Below are 13,061 nucleotides of genomic sequence, written 5' to 3' on the forward strand. Positions count from 1 at the left end.
TCGCCGCCTAAAAGTACTGGTAATGCTCCTCGCCAGCACCCGCACTGACTTCATTCAAACCCCATACTTGCGGATAAGCTTGCGGGAATGGCGTACCCCACCCCAGCGTAACCGCACCTGCCACACTGGATATTTCAGCCCCATAAATTGCCCCGGGCTGCGGTAGCTGGCTCTGGTCAAAACCATAATTCACCGGCGGTTGCTGCTGGAGCGGTAATAGCGGCGTGGGGCGCACAGGCACCGCGACCGAGGTAACCGGCTCTTCGGCAAACGCCATGGCGGTAGTCACTGCCAAACTCACCCCTCCAGCGACCACAATCGCCGTTACACTGCCAGACATACCGGCAGCAATACCGATGCCTGCTACAGCGGTACCACCCGCACTAACGTAGGCTACCTCAGCTAAGTTAACCTCCCCCGTTTCCTGATGCTGTTCTATCGCATTACTAATACCAAAGCCCGCTCCGCCCACGAGGCTCCAGAACAGCGCTCCGAAGTTGACTAAATCTCCCTCCGTAGCCGCCATTTCTGCCGGCGACAAATCCTGTAATTGCAAGCCTGCCAACACGGGATCTGAAGGTGTCTTATCCTCCTGTACCGCGTGTGCCAGGGCAGTTGAAACAGTCAGCGATGCTGCCAGTAAATATCCGATTGACCTATCCATGTGTCATTCCTCTTGCTTGTGATGGGCATCCTGCCCCTTGGGTTGTCCACGGCGCTTACGAAATAGCCGCTCGATATCAGAATCCGTTATCCAGCCCCGTCGTCGCGCCAGCGGCAGCACCAGCATCGAGATCACAACGACGAAGGCGATGGGTATCGTGTTGTAAAATAATTCCTCTAGCAAAGGACCGGGGTCAGGCTCCAGCACCCGATCGATCAGGGTACCCAGAAGAATGGCAGGCACCGCCGAGGCGAGTGCGAGTACTCGCCGCTCGGTGAGCCACAGCCAACCGAAAAACATCGGAAAGAAAGCGATAACAGAATACATAAGAGAACACTCCTGCTAGTTACCAAGCTACCTGGATGGGCTTACGGTGATCTATCAAGTTTGCGTTGCAGCCCGCGGCGATCATCAAAGCTATACACCACATTGATACTCATGCTGGCGCCGGCACTGTCGGTCACTGCAAACTCACCATTGAAGCTAACCGTCACGTCTTCTGACCAATTGTAGCCCAAGCCCAACAAGACGCTGGTGCGCGAACGGTCCAGGGTCAACTGGCTGCCCTGTACCTGCACTCCCTGCCGCCACTCCCATTCCAGGCCTCCCGTGAGGGTAACCAGATGATTGATGGCGAAGGCGGTTTGCGGGCTGATTACCACACTATGTCCGGGCTCCACGCTGAGCCCCTGCTGCTGGTAGTCAGACCGGTAGTCGAAGCGGACAACCGCAGACAGTAACAAGGGGTCAATGCTGCGATAAGTGGTCAAGCCGATATTGGCGCTGCTCGCATAACGCAACTGCTGCGCAGAATCAGCCGGGTTCTCAATCAGATCGAAGGCCGCAAAGCCCAGTAGCGCAGGGGTTGTGTTGTCGGCGGAAAACTGAATATTGGCACCGGCGACGACCCGGTTCCAATCCGTGTTGGCATCAACTTGCAGCCCCTGGTCATTTTGCGTGCGCGCCTGCGAGTAGTAACCATAAACCCGGGTGAAGAGTTCAGTACGGGCGGTCAAACCGTAGCGCAGACCGAGACTGGCCACCGCGACATCGGTACTCTGCGCGTAGCCAGCACCTGGGGCCGAGTACTCTTGGTTACTATAATCAATTCCTGCTTCAAGCCGATAGCGGTGATGGGCGGTGAACAGATCATCGACACTGAGCGGCAAATCTGCCTGCAGCGGACCGCAGTAGGCGACCGCCAACAGTAAAGCCTGTCGAGGCTGGCATCTCATATCAGAGTCCCAGTGCCATCTGCGGGCGCGTCGGCACTACCGCCGCTCGCAGGCGTGGACTGAGCCAAACTAGCCAGTAGGTTACCGCCAGCAGGACAGCCGTGAAGACATCCCATAGATAGTGTTGCTTCATCGTCAGCACGCTAAGCGCCATCAGCCCCCAGTGCAGCCACAACAGACGGCGCAGCAACGGCGAGAACAGGCGCAACTGCTGTACCGCCAGCATAATCAGCAAGGGCTGTGATACATGCAGACTGGGCCAGGCGTTATATTCACCGTCAATGGCAAACAAGCCCTCACAACCTGCCCGCAACCAATGGGGCAAATGCGCGCTGTCTAGCGCTGTCAGTGCCTGCACGCGGAGTTCAACCGGAGTTGGCGCGAGCAGAAAAATTACACAGGAGACCAATGTGGTCAACTGCAGGGCCTGATGCATGGCTGCGTAGTAGGCCTCATTCCTGTAGGGCTCGCGCAGCAACGCTTTGGGCAGAAAGTAAAAACTGATGAAAGACAGGTACAGCGGCAGACTGCCCGGCAGAAAGGGTATCTCCCAGTCCCAATGGGTCGCGACGGGAATGCTCCACCAGCGCGGAGCGCCCAGGGTCACGTTAATCCAATTACAGACCTCATACCCGAGGATCATGCAAAAGAAGGCCGGTGGCAGTAATGGCAGGCGCAGATATAGTGGGCGCCAATGCCGCAGCCACAGGCGGGCCGCTCTGGAGATAAAATCACGCATCTACTTCCCTGTATCAACGTGTGAATGTCGTACTAAAGTTAGTTCAGGTGTGCCCCAGCGACAAGCAGAGCTTGCCATCAAAAATGGCCAATGTGGCCAGGTTCAGCGGCACTGCGACGCTAGACTGTGAGCCCCGCCACCAAATCGTGGTCAAACTCGGTCTCATCAACCTTCAGATAAATAGTCCGAGTATCGCTAATCAACAGCACTTCGGCCACGCCCGCTGCCTGTCGCAGCTGGCTGACCCTGTCCAGCCAGCGCTCCTCGTCGGCCGGAAACTCGACCACAATATTAGCCAGGTTGCGTGGCGGCTGTAGCCGCAGCGCCACCAGTAACCAGAGCCCTACAACCAGAGCGCAAACCACAAACACCCCACTCTGGCCAAAAGTCTGCAGCGCCCAGCCTCCGGTTACTCCGCCGGCAAAAGCGCCCAGAAACTGACTGCTGGAATAAACACCCAACGCCGTGCCCTTACCGCCTGCATAAACGGTTTTACTGATCAAAGAAGGCAGCGTGGCCTCGAGATAATTAAAGCCGACAAAAAACAGCAGCAAAGCCAGATAAACTAACCAGGCGTTACCATTAAGGGCGAACATCAACTGCGACAAGCCGACGCCGACCACCGCCAACATAAAGGCCTGCTTCAGACGCCCATAGCGTTCTGCCAGTAGCATTAAAGGCAGCATTCCCAGCACCGACAGTAACAAGGTGGGCAGGTAAACCAGCCAGTGCCGCTCAGATGCCACCTGCAGATTGTTCTCCAGCACCAGCGGCAACACCACAAAGCCCGCCATCAGAATAAAGTGCAGGGCAAACACACTGAAATTCAACCGTGCCAATCGTCGGTCGACGATACTGCGCATCAGTAGTGCCGGCACTGCCCCGGCCTCCCGGTGCTGGGTTTTGATCTGGGTCGGCACCGGCACGATTGTGCAGACAATCACTATGCCCAGCAGCGCGAGCCCCGCAGTGACGTAAAATACCACCGCAATACCGCCAAAACCTGCCAACAACGGGCCCACTATCAGGGCGACCGCGAAAGAAGCACCAATACTGATCCCCACTAGCGCCATGGCCTTGGTACGTTGTTCGTCGCTGGTACTGTCAGCGACCAGCGCCATCACCGTGCTCGCAATGGCACCGGCGCCCTGTATCAGGCGTCCGCCGATCAAACCATAAATACTATCGGCCTGGGCGGCCACAATACTGCCAATTCCAAACAGTACCAGTCCAAAGACAATGACCGGACGGCGTCCGATACGGTCCGATACCAGGCCGAATGGAATCTGCAGCACAGCTTGCGCCAAGCCATAGGCACCCAACGCCACCCCAATCAGCAGCGGCGTGCTAGCGCTGAAACTATCGCTATACAGCGCCAGCAGCGGCAACACCATGAACAAACCCAGCATACGGAAGCTATATAGCCCGGCCAGCGCCGCCACAGTGCGACGCTCCAGAGGCGTCATGGGGTTTTTGGTAATCACAGCAAACAGACCGACGGATGACAAATATAGGGGCGCGAATAGTAACAGCTTCGACTGTCAGACTCACCCCGACCGACACAGTAACCGGACAAAAGCATAAACAACCCTAAATAAACCCGCTTCGGCTTTGCCTATACACAAGCTGGCGACTTATACTTTCCTGTTTGGCGTTGGCATTATCACTATGGACACTATTCAAGTCCGTGGGGCACGCACCCACAACCTGAAGAACATCGATCTGGACATTCCACGCGACAAACTCGTGGTCATCACCGGACTGTCCGGCTCGGGCAAATCATCACTGGCTTTTGATACTCTCTACGCCGAGGGTCAGCGCCGCTACGTGGAGTCTCTATCCACCTACGCGCGCCAATTCCTGTCCATGATGGAGAAGCCTGACGTCGATCATATCGAAGGTCTGTCACCGGCCATCTCTATCGAGCAGAAGTCGACGTCGCATAACCCGCGCTCAACCGTGGGCACTATTACCGAGATCTATGACTATCTACGCCTGTTGTACGCTCGCATTGGCGACCCGCAGTGCCCTGACCACGGCGTTACACTGCAGGCGCAGACCGTCAGTCAGATGGTCGACGCCGTACTTGGCATGACCGAGGGCAGCAAATTAATGCTGTTGGCCCCAGTGATTCGTGAACGCAAGGGTGAGCACCTGCATGTGTTAGACGAATTGCGCGCTTCCGGCTTTGTGCGTGCCCGAATCGACGGCATTGTCACCGACCTGGACGACACCCCGGAACTGGACAAGAAAAAGAAACACACTATTGAGGTTGTTGTAGACCGTTTTAAAGTGCGCCCTGACCTCGGTATACGGCTGGCAGAATCCTTCGAAACCGCGCTGCAGCTGACGGACGGAATAGCGGCCGTAAGCTATATGGACGGCGACGGTGAAGAAGTTCTATTTTCCGCCCGGTTCGCCTGCCCCAAATGCGGCCACAGCATCAGTGAACTGGAACCCAAATTGTTCTCGTTCAATAACCCGGCAGGTGCCTGCCACGGTTGTGACGGTCTGGGGGTTAAACAGTATTTTGACGCAGAACGCATCGTCCAACACCCCGAGTCTAGCGTCGCCGAAGGCGCCATACGGGGTTGGGATCGTCGCAACGTCTACTACTTTCATATGCTGCGCTCCCTTTCAGAGCATTATAGTTTTGATATCGACAGCCCGTTTGAAAAGCTATCCAAACAGAACCAGCAGGTGATCCTCCACGGTAGTGGCAAAGAGGAAATCTGTTTTTCCTACATCAATGATCGGGGCGACGTGTTCCAGCGCACCCACGCGTTTGAAGGCATTCTGCCCAATATGGAGCGCAGATACCGCGACACTGAATCACAGTCGGTGCGCGAGGAGTTAACTCGATTCATCAGCACCCAGCACTGCCCCGATTGCAACGGTACCCGCCTCTGTCGCGATGCCCGCCACGTGCTGGTAGATGGTCGCACCCTGCCCAGCATCACTACGCTGCCGGTTGGCGAAGCGCAGGACTACTTTGACAATCTGGCACTAACCGGACGCAAGGGTGAGATCGCCGACAAGATTCTCAAGGAACTGCGCGCCCGTTATCGCTTTCTGGTGGATGTGGGGCTGAATTACCTAACCCTGAACCGCAGCGCCGAAACTCTGTCTGGCGGTGAAGCACAACGTATTCGTCTGGCTTCACAAATCGGTGCGGGACTGGTCGGGGTGATGTACATCCTTGATGAACCCTCCATCGGTCTGCATCAACGCGATAATTCACGGCTTTTACGTACACTGACGCATCTGCGCGACCTGGGTAATACGGTATTGGTCGTTGAGCACGATGAAGACGCCATTCGCAGCGCCGATCACGTCATCGACATCGGCCCGGGCGCTGGCATTCGCGGCGGAGAAATCGTGGCGCAGGGTGACTACAAGGCCATTGTCGCCAACCCGGACTCTTTGACAGGTGCCTACCTCTCAGGCAGGCGCCGCATCGAAGTGCCAACCCAGCGTAACCCCTTCGACAAGAAAAAGTTGCTGCAGCTTAAAGGTGCCACTGGCAACAACTTACAAGGAGTCGACCTACAGATTCCGGTGGGTCTGATGACCTGCATCACCGGGGTCTCTGGCAGCGGCAAGTCGACGTTGATTAACGCGACCCTATATCCACTGGCCGCTACTGAATTAAATGGTGCTACTACGCTCACGGCAGCGCCGCACAAAGCGATCAAGGGACTGGAGCATGTCGACAAATGCATCGATATCGACCAAAGTCCTATTGGCCGCACACCGCGCTCTAATCCAGCCACCTATACTGGCATCTTTACCTCGATAAGAGACTTGTTCGCGGGTACACAAGAAGCCCGTTCCCGCGGCTATAAACCCGGTCGCTTCAGTTTCAACGTCAAAGGCGGCCGCTGTGAAGCCTGTCAGGGTGATGGTGTCACCAAAGTAGAGATGCATTTTCTGCCAGATATTTATGTGCCTTGCGATGTCTGCAAGGGCAAGCGGTACAACCGCGAGACACTGGAAATACTGTATAAGGGCAGGAATATTCACGAAGTGCTGGATATGACGGTTGAGAACGCGCTGGAATTCTTCGAACCGGTACCCGCTATCGCCAAAAAACTGCAAACACTGATGGACGTTGGCCTTACCTACGTACGACTAGGCCAGTCCGCCACCACCTTATCCGGGGGTGAGGCACAGCGGGTGAAATTGTCCCGCGAGCTTTCAAAACGCGATACCGGAAAGACTCTGTACATTTTGGACGAGCCCACCACCGGGTTACATTTCGAGGACATCAAACAACTGCTCGCAGTCCTGCATCGCCTAAGAGACCAAGGCAACACCATGATTATTATCGAGCACAACCTGGATGTGATCAAAACCGCTGACTGGATCGTCGATCTGGGACCTGAAGGCGGCAGTGGTGGTGGCGAGATCATTGCCACCGGCACCCCTGAGCAAGTCGGCGAAGTCGCTGGCTCTTATACCGGACAGTTCCTCAAGCCGGTTCTAGTCGCCGCTAAAGCGAGATCGTCTAAAGAGAAGGCTGCCTAGAAAACAGACAGGCACAAAAAAGCCGGGGCAAGCCCGGCTTCTTTCAAGACCCAAAGGTCTTAATCCTCGTCGTCCTCGACAATATCCACCTGCGGACGATCCACCAGCTCGACATAGGCCATAGGCGCTTTGTCGCCGGTACGGTAGCCGCACTTCATGATACGGATATAGCCACCTGGACGCTCCTGGTAGCGCGGACCCAGCTCAGTAAAGAGCTTGCCTACAGCCGCCTTGTCGCGCAGCCGGTCAAACGCCAAACGACGATTAGCAACACTGTCCACCTTGGACAAGGTGATCAGGGGCTCTGCCACTCGGCGCAATTCTTTAGCCTTGGGCACAGTAGTCTTAATCAACTCATGCTCTACCAGCGAGGTAGCCATATTGCGAAACATCGCCTTACGGTGAGAGCTGTTCCGGTTTAACTGACGTCCACTTTGACGATGGCGCATTTTCCTGTCCTTTACTTCAGTGCTATCTCAGCACAATAACTTGGGGATACCGAGTACTGGCGATTAAACGCTCAGTACCCGATCATCATTCTTAAGACTGGCGGGCGGCCAGTTATCCAAACGCATACCAAGCGACAAACCACGCGAGGCCAGTACGTCCTTGATCTCAGTCAGGGACTTCTTGCCAAGGTTAGGCGTCTTCAGCAGCTCTACTTCGGTACGCTGAACGAGATCGCCGATGTAGTAAATATTTTCCGCCTTCAGGCAGTTAGCTGAGCGAACGGTGAGCTCGAGGTCGTCGACCGGACGCAGCAGAATCGGATCAACTTCGTCTTCTTCAACCGCAGCTTCTTCCAGACGCTCACTTTCAAGGTCAACAAATACAGCCAACTGCTGCTGCAAGATAGTCGCTGCGCGACGAATCGCCTCTTCAGGATCTATAGTACCGTTGGTTTCCAGATCCAGAACCAGCTTGTCGAGGTCAGTACGCTGCTCTACACGAGCCGCTTCCACCACATATGACACGCGATTTACCGGACTGTAAGTAGCATCTAACTGCAGACGTCCGATAGAGCGAGTCTCTTCTTCGGGATTGTGACGACTATCAGCCGGCGAATAGCCACGGCCACGCGCAACGGTTAATGTCATGTTGATTTCAGCCGCACCATTGAGGTGACAGATGACATATTCGGGGTTACGAATTTCGACTTCGTGATCAACCTGAATATCACCCGCGGTTACAACACCTGGGCCCTTCTTGCTGAGCGTCAAGACCGCTGAGTCTTTGCCGTCCATAACCAGGGCAACACCCTTGAGATTCAGCAGAATCTCAATGACGTCTTCCTGAACGCCTTCGATAGCGCTGTATTCGTGCAAAACACCTTCAATTTCGACTTCGGTGATTGCGCAACCGGGCATCGAAGACAGCAGAATGCGACGCAGCGCATTGCCCAGAGTGTGGCCAAAACCGCGCTCCAGTGGCTCCAGTGTTACCTGGGCACGTGAATCGCTAACCGCATTAACATTGATGAGACGAGGCGTCAAAAATTCGTTAACTGCAACTTGCATAGGAGTACCTGTATATACGTTGATCCGTAGGATGGATTACTTCGAGTACAACTCGACGATCAGGTTTTCATTGATCTCAGAGGTCAGATCGGCACGCTCGGGATACGCTTTGAACGTACCCTCTACCTTGTCGTTATTAACCTCAATCCACTCGGGTTCGCCACGCTGGGCTGCCAGTGCAAGAGCCGACTGCACACGCAGCTGCTTCTTGGACTTTTCGCGCAGCGAAATGATATCGCCCGGGTTCACCTGGTAAGAAGCGATGTTAACGCTCACGCCGTTAACCAGGATAGCGCGGTGAGATACCAGCTGACGCGACTCAGCGCGAGTGGCGCCAAAGCCCATGCGATAAACGACGTTATCCAGACGTGATTCCAGCAGGCGCAAAAGGTTTTCACCAGTCGCTCCACGCTGTCTTGCTGCTTCTTTATAGTAGTTACGGAACTGCTTTTCCAGCACGCCGTAGATGCGACGTACTTTCTGCTTCTCGCGCAACTGTACGCCGTAATCAGACAGACGACCGCGACGGGCGCCATGCTGACCAGGTGCGTTTTCTGCCTTACACTTACTCTCCAGTGAGCGCACACCACTTTTCAGGAACAGATCCGTTCCTTCGCGACGCGCGAGCTTGCACTTGGGTCCAATATATCTAGCCATAGTCTTGTCCTGCCTGCTCTATACGCGACGTTTTTTCGGGGGGCGACAACCGTTATGCGGTACCGGTGTCACGTCAGTAATATTGCCAATCTTGTAGCCGCAGTTGTTAAGTGCGCGAACCGCAGACTCGCGGCCTGGGCCGGGGCCCTTGACCTGCACGTCCAGATTCTGCAAACCGTATTCCTTGGCCGCTTCACCAGCGCGTTCGGCTGCTACCTGCGCAGCAAACGGGGTGCTCTTACGCGAACCACGGAAGCCAGAGCCACCGGCGGTTGCCCAACTCAGAGTGTTACCCTGACGATCGGTTATGGTGATGATGGTGTTGTTGAAAGAGGCATGTACATGCGCAATGCCGTCAACAACGGTCTTGGTAATCTTTTTACGAGTGCCTTTGGCACCTGGCTTAGCCATAGTTACTTCCTGTTTTAATATCAACACTGCACTTAGGTGCAGCTACACTAAAAATAATTCGTTCTTTCTATAGGTTAGTGATTTAGCGTCACTGACTCCTCTACAAGGCAGATGCCCTGAGCGGTTTTATAGATTACCGACGAATTGGCTTGCGCGGCCCCTTACGGGTACGAGCATTGGTTTTGGTACGCTGACCACGCAGCGGCAAACCGCGACGATGGCGCAGACCACGGTTACAGCCCAGATCCATCAATCGCTTGATGTTCATGGACAATTCACGACGTAAATCGCCTTCCACAGTCAGCTTGCCAACTTCTGTACGCAGCGCGTCCATTTCTACTTCAGTCAGTTCCCCGATCTTGGTATCTTCACCGACCTTAGTCGCGGCACACAGACTACGCGCCTGAGTACGGCCTACACCGTAGATGTAGGTCAGTGAAATCACAGCATGCTTGTGATCAGGTATATTGACACCGGCTATACGAGCCATTAACACTCTCCATTTACTATCACTGCCTTGCGGCGACCTGTTGCCAACGCAACTGGTAACTTCACTAGCCCATCATCCTTACTGCAGACGAGGGTGCGACGCGAAAGGCGCAGCATTCTAGCGATACAAGACACAAAAATCAACTTCGGAAAAATCCGCAGCCTGTTAACCCTGACGCTGCTTATGACGGGGCTCTACGCTACATATCACGCGAACCACACCTTTACGGCGAACAATTTTACAGTTTCTGCACATCTTCTTTACGGAAGCACGTACTTTCATCAGTCTTACTCCAATCACCGGACGCGTCCGGATCCTCCAATATTCTTCAAGTTGGCCTTCTTCATGACCGACTCATACTGTTGTGACATCAAGTGACTTTGCACCTGAGCCATAAAGTCCATAACCACCACGACCACAATCAGTAGTGAGGTGCCGCCCAGGTAAAAGGGCACGTTCCAAAACACCACCAGAAACTGTGGCAGCAAACACACCAGCGCGATGTAAGCGGAACCGAACACAGTAAGACGGGTCAACACGCCGTCAATATACGTAGCTGTTTGCGGACCCGGGCGAATACCCGGTACAAACGCACCCGAGCGCTTCAGGTTGTCCGCAACTTCTTCCGGGTTGAACATCAACGCGGTGTAGAAGAAGCAGAAGAAGACAATCAATACGGTAAACAGCAAGATATTCAATGGCTGACCGGGGCCAATTGCCAGCGCTACTTCCTGTAGCCACTCAGATCCACCGTCGCCACTGCTACCGAACCACTGCGCGATGGAGGCAGGGAAGAGCAAAATACTGCTGGCAAAAATCGCCGGGATAACGCCCGCCATATTAACCTTCAGCGGCAGATGGCTACTTTGCGCCTGATACTGCCGACGGCCCTGCTGTCGCTTGGCGTAGTTAACCGTAATACGACGCTGACCACGCTCAATAAAGATGATCATGTAGATAACGGCAATTGCCAGTACCAATATAAACAGCAATACCAGAATGTTAAGTTCACCTTGCCGCGCAGATTCCAGCGACTGGCCAATGGCTGACGGTAATCCCGCAACAATACCTGCAAAGATCAGTAACGATATTCCGTTGCCTACGCCCTTCTCGGTTATCTGCTCGCCCAGCCACATCATGAAAACGGCACCAGTAACTAACGATACAATCGCGATGATAAAGAACAGCGGGGTTACGCTGTAAGCCATACCCTGATTTGCCATACCAACAGACATACCCGTGGCCTGAACAATAGCCAACACGACTGTGAGGTAACGCGTGTACTGACTGATCTTACGCCGGCCCGACTCGCCTTCTTTTTTCAGCTGCTCCAGCTGAGGCGTCACGGCAGACATCAGCTGCATAATAATAGACGCTGATATATAGGGCATGATGCCCAGCGCCAGAATACTCATACGCTCCAGCGCACCGCCACTGAACATATTCGCCAAACCCAGGATGGTGCCCTGATTCTGATCAAACAGCGCGGCAATCTGAGCGGGGTTTATGCCTGGCACCGGAATATGGGTGCCTATGCGATACACAATGATCGCCATCAGAACAAAGCGAAGGCGAGCAAACAGCTCGCCTAGTCCTGCGGTATTAACCCCGGCTGGAAGAGGACGTCCCATTTAGTCTTCGACCTTGCCGCCAGCTTTCTCTATGGCCTCACGGGCGCCCTTGGTGATGGCAATTCCCTGCAGGCTCACAGCCTTTGTCACTTCACCGGACAAGAATACGCGTGCTCGCAGCACGTCATCCTTGACCACATCAGCGCGTTTCAGCGCATCCAGATCGATGACGTCGGCGTCCACACAATTCAACTCGGACAAGCGCACTTGCGCTGTAGTACGAGCCATGCGCGAAGTAAAACCATACTTCGGCAGACGCTTTTGCAAGGGCATCTGACCGCCCTCAAAACCCGGACGAATCGAACCACCGGAGCGTGCCTTCTGTCCTTTATGACCGCGACCACAGGTCTTACCTGTACCACTGCCTATACCACGACCTACGCGCTTGGAATCCTTGCGTGCGCCGGGAGCAGGACTGAGGGTATTTAAACGTAATGTCTCACTCATAGTCCTTAATCCTCAACTCGTATCAGGTAATGAACTTTATTGATCATGCCGCGCACAGAGGGAGTGTCCTCCACCTCGACGGTGTGACCGATACGACGCAAACCCAACCCTGCAACACATGCCTTATGATTTTTCAGGCGCCCGTGCGAGCTGCGTACTTGCGTGACTTTAACTGTAGCTTTTGCCATGACTTAACCAATCCTGGTCTGAATAATTCAAACAGTCTTAATTCAAAATTTCTTCGACAGTCTTACCGCGCTTGGCAGCAACACCTTCGGGCGAGACCATGGTCTGCAGACCCTTAAAAGTAGCCCGTACCACGTTTACCGGGTTGGTAGAGCCGTAACACTTGGCCAGTACGTTATGTACTCCGGCGATTTCCAATACCGCTCGCATCGCACCACCAGCAATAACGCCGGTACCTTCAGACGCTGGCTGCATATATATCTTTGATGCACCGTGGTTAGCTTTAATCGGGTACTGAATCGTGCCGCTGTCCAGCTGAACCTGGATCATGTTGCGACGCGCGTTCTCCATAGCCTTCTGAATGGCGACAGGCACTTCACGCGCTTTACCGCGACCGTAACCAACCTTGCCATTGCCGTCACCTACCACACACAGGGCAGTGAAACCGAATATACGTCCACCTTTGACAACCTTGGCGACACGGTTAACCTGAACCAGCTTCTCTTGCAGGCCTTCGGAATTGTCGTCTTTCTTGCGATCGTTGTAAGCCATAGTGG

16 protein-coding genes are annotated in these 13,061 nt (G+C 54.4%); 1 reads left to right on the forward strand and 15 read right to left on the reverse strand.

The genetic code is table 11. From position 1 onward, the window contains the following. Nucleotides 1-7: 7 nt before the first annotated feature. The 5 genes from EYC98_RS00830 to EYC98_RS00850 all read right to left on the reverse strand — a co-directional run bounded on the left by EYC98_RS00830 (nucleotide 8) and on the right by EYC98_RS00850 (nucleotide 4,122). The gene (locus EYC98_RS00830; protein ID WP_279243405.1) at nucleotides 8-664 is read right to left on the reverse strand and encodes a hypothetical protein; all 657 of its coding nucleotides are present in this window, start codon (nucleotides 662-664) and stop codon (nucleotides 8-10) included. 3 nt (nucleotides 665-667) lie between these two features. Beyond that, complete coding sequence (locus tag EYC98_RS00835) at nucleotides 668-991, reverse strand: hypothetical protein (RefSeq protein ID WP_279243406.1); 324 nt, start codon at nucleotides 989-991, stop codon at nucleotides 668-670. A 41-nt stretch (nucleotides 992-1,032) separates the two neighbouring features. Continuing rightward, complete coding sequence (locus tag EYC98_RS00840; protein ID WP_279243407.1) at nucleotides 1,033-1,899, reverse strand: hypothetical protein; 867 nt, start codon at nucleotides 1,897-1,899, stop codon at nucleotides 1,033-1,035. Nucleotide 1,900: 1 nt separating this feature from the next. Next, on the reverse strand, nucleotides 1,901-2,638 hold the full coding sequence (locus EYC98_RS00845) for a phosphatase PAP2 family protein (protein ID WP_279243408.1): 738 nt from the start codon (nucleotides 2,636-2,638) through the stop codon (nucleotides 1,901-1,903). Nucleotides 2,639-2,757: 119 nt separating this feature from the next. Then, on the reverse strand, nucleotides 2,758-4,122 hold the full coding sequence (locus tag EYC98_RS00850) for an MFS transporter (protein WP_279243409.1): 1,365 nt from the start codon (nucleotides 4,120-4,122) through the stop codon (nucleotides 2,758-2,760). A gap of 184 nt (nucleotides 4,123-4,306) precedes the next feature. Between EYC98_RS00850 and uvrA the strand changes: the two genes are divergently transcribed. Continuing rightward, the gene (gene uvrA, locus EYC98_RS00855; protein ID WP_279244869.1) at nucleotides 4,307-7,165 is read left to right on the forward strand and encodes an excinuclease ABC subunit UvrA; all 2,859 of its coding nucleotides are present in this window, start codon (nucleotides 4,307-4,309) and stop codon (nucleotides 7,163-7,165) included. Nucleotides 7,166-7,224: 59 nt separating this feature from the next. Here the strand turns inward: uvrA and rplQ are convergent, their stop codons facing one another. The 10 genes from rplQ to rpsE all read right to left on the reverse strand — a co-directional run bounded on the left by rplQ (nucleotide 7,225) and on the right by rpsE (nucleotide 13,056). Next, complete coding sequence (gene rplQ / locus EYC98_RS00860; protein WP_279243410.1) at nucleotides 7,225-7,614, reverse strand: 50S ribosomal protein L17; 390 nt, start codon at nucleotides 7,612-7,614, stop codon at nucleotides 7,225-7,227. A 63-nt stretch (nucleotides 7,615-7,677) separates the two neighbouring features. Further along, nucleotides 7,678-8,682, reverse strand: a complete 1,005-nt coding sequence (locus tag EYC98_RS00865; RefSeq protein ID WP_279243411.1) for a DNA-directed RNA polymerase subunit alpha — start codon at nucleotides 8,680-8,682, stop codon at nucleotides 7,678-7,680. 36 nt (nucleotides 8,683-8,718) lie between these two features. After that, a complete protein-coding gene (rpsD, locus tag EYC98_RS00870; protein WP_279243412.1) occupies nucleotides 8,719-9,339 on the reverse strand; it encodes a 30S ribosomal protein S4 in 621 nt (206 codons plus the stop codon). A gap of 18 nt (nucleotides 9,340-9,357) precedes the next feature. Then, nucleotides 9,358-9,750, reverse strand: a complete 393-nt coding sequence (gene rpsK / locus EYC98_RS00875) for a 30S ribosomal protein S11 (protein WP_279243413.1) — start codon at nucleotides 9,748-9,750, stop codon at nucleotides 9,358-9,360. A gap of 133 nt (nucleotides 9,751-9,883) precedes the next feature. Beyond that, nucleotides 9,884-10,240 (reverse strand): 30S ribosomal protein S13, encoded by a 357-nt coding sequence (rpsM, locus tag EYC98_RS00880; RefSeq protein ID WP_279243414.1) that lies wholly within the window; start codon nucleotides 10,238-10,240, stop codon nucleotides 9,884-9,886. A gap of 165 nt (nucleotides 10,241-10,405) precedes the next feature. Beyond that, nucleotides 10,406-10,522: a 50S ribosomal protein L36 gene (gene rpmJ / locus EYC98_RS00885; protein ID WP_279243415.1), complete on the reverse strand. Its 117-nt coding sequence runs from the start codon at nucleotides 10,520-10,522 to the stop codon at nucleotides 10,406-10,408. A gap of 14 nt (nucleotides 10,523-10,536) precedes the next feature. Then, on the reverse strand, nucleotides 10,537-11,871 hold the full coding sequence (secY, locus tag EYC98_RS00890) for a preprotein translocase subunit SecY (RefSeq protein ID WP_279243416.1): 1,335 nt from the start codon (nucleotides 11,869-11,871) through the stop codon (nucleotides 10,537-10,539). Next, entirely contained in the window at nucleotides 11,872-12,318 is a 447-nt protein-coding gene (gene rplO / locus EYC98_RS00895; protein ID WP_279243417.1) for a 50S ribosomal protein L15, read from the reverse strand. A gap of 5 nt (nucleotides 12,319-12,323) precedes the next feature. Then, the gene (rpmD, locus tag EYC98_RS00900; RefSeq protein WP_279243418.1) at nucleotides 12,324-12,506 is read right to left on the reverse strand and encodes a 50S ribosomal protein L30; all 183 of its coding nucleotides are present in this window, start codon (nucleotides 12,504-12,506) and stop codon (nucleotides 12,324-12,326) included. A 37-nt stretch (nucleotides 12,507-12,543) separates the two neighbouring features. Next, on the reverse strand, nucleotides 12,544-13,056 hold the full coding sequence (rpsE, locus tag EYC98_RS00905; protein ID WP_279243419.1) for a 30S ribosomal protein S5: 513 nt from the start codon (nucleotides 13,054-13,056) through the stop codon (nucleotides 12,544-12,546). Nucleotides 13,057-13,061 lie beyond the last annotated feature (5 nt).

Origin of the sequence: Candidatus Litorirhabdus singularis (assembly GCF_026262625.1) — a bacterium.
GTDB lineage: Bacteria > Pseudomonadota > Gammaproteobacteria > Pseudomonadales > Halieaceae > Litorirhabdus > Litorirhabdus singularis.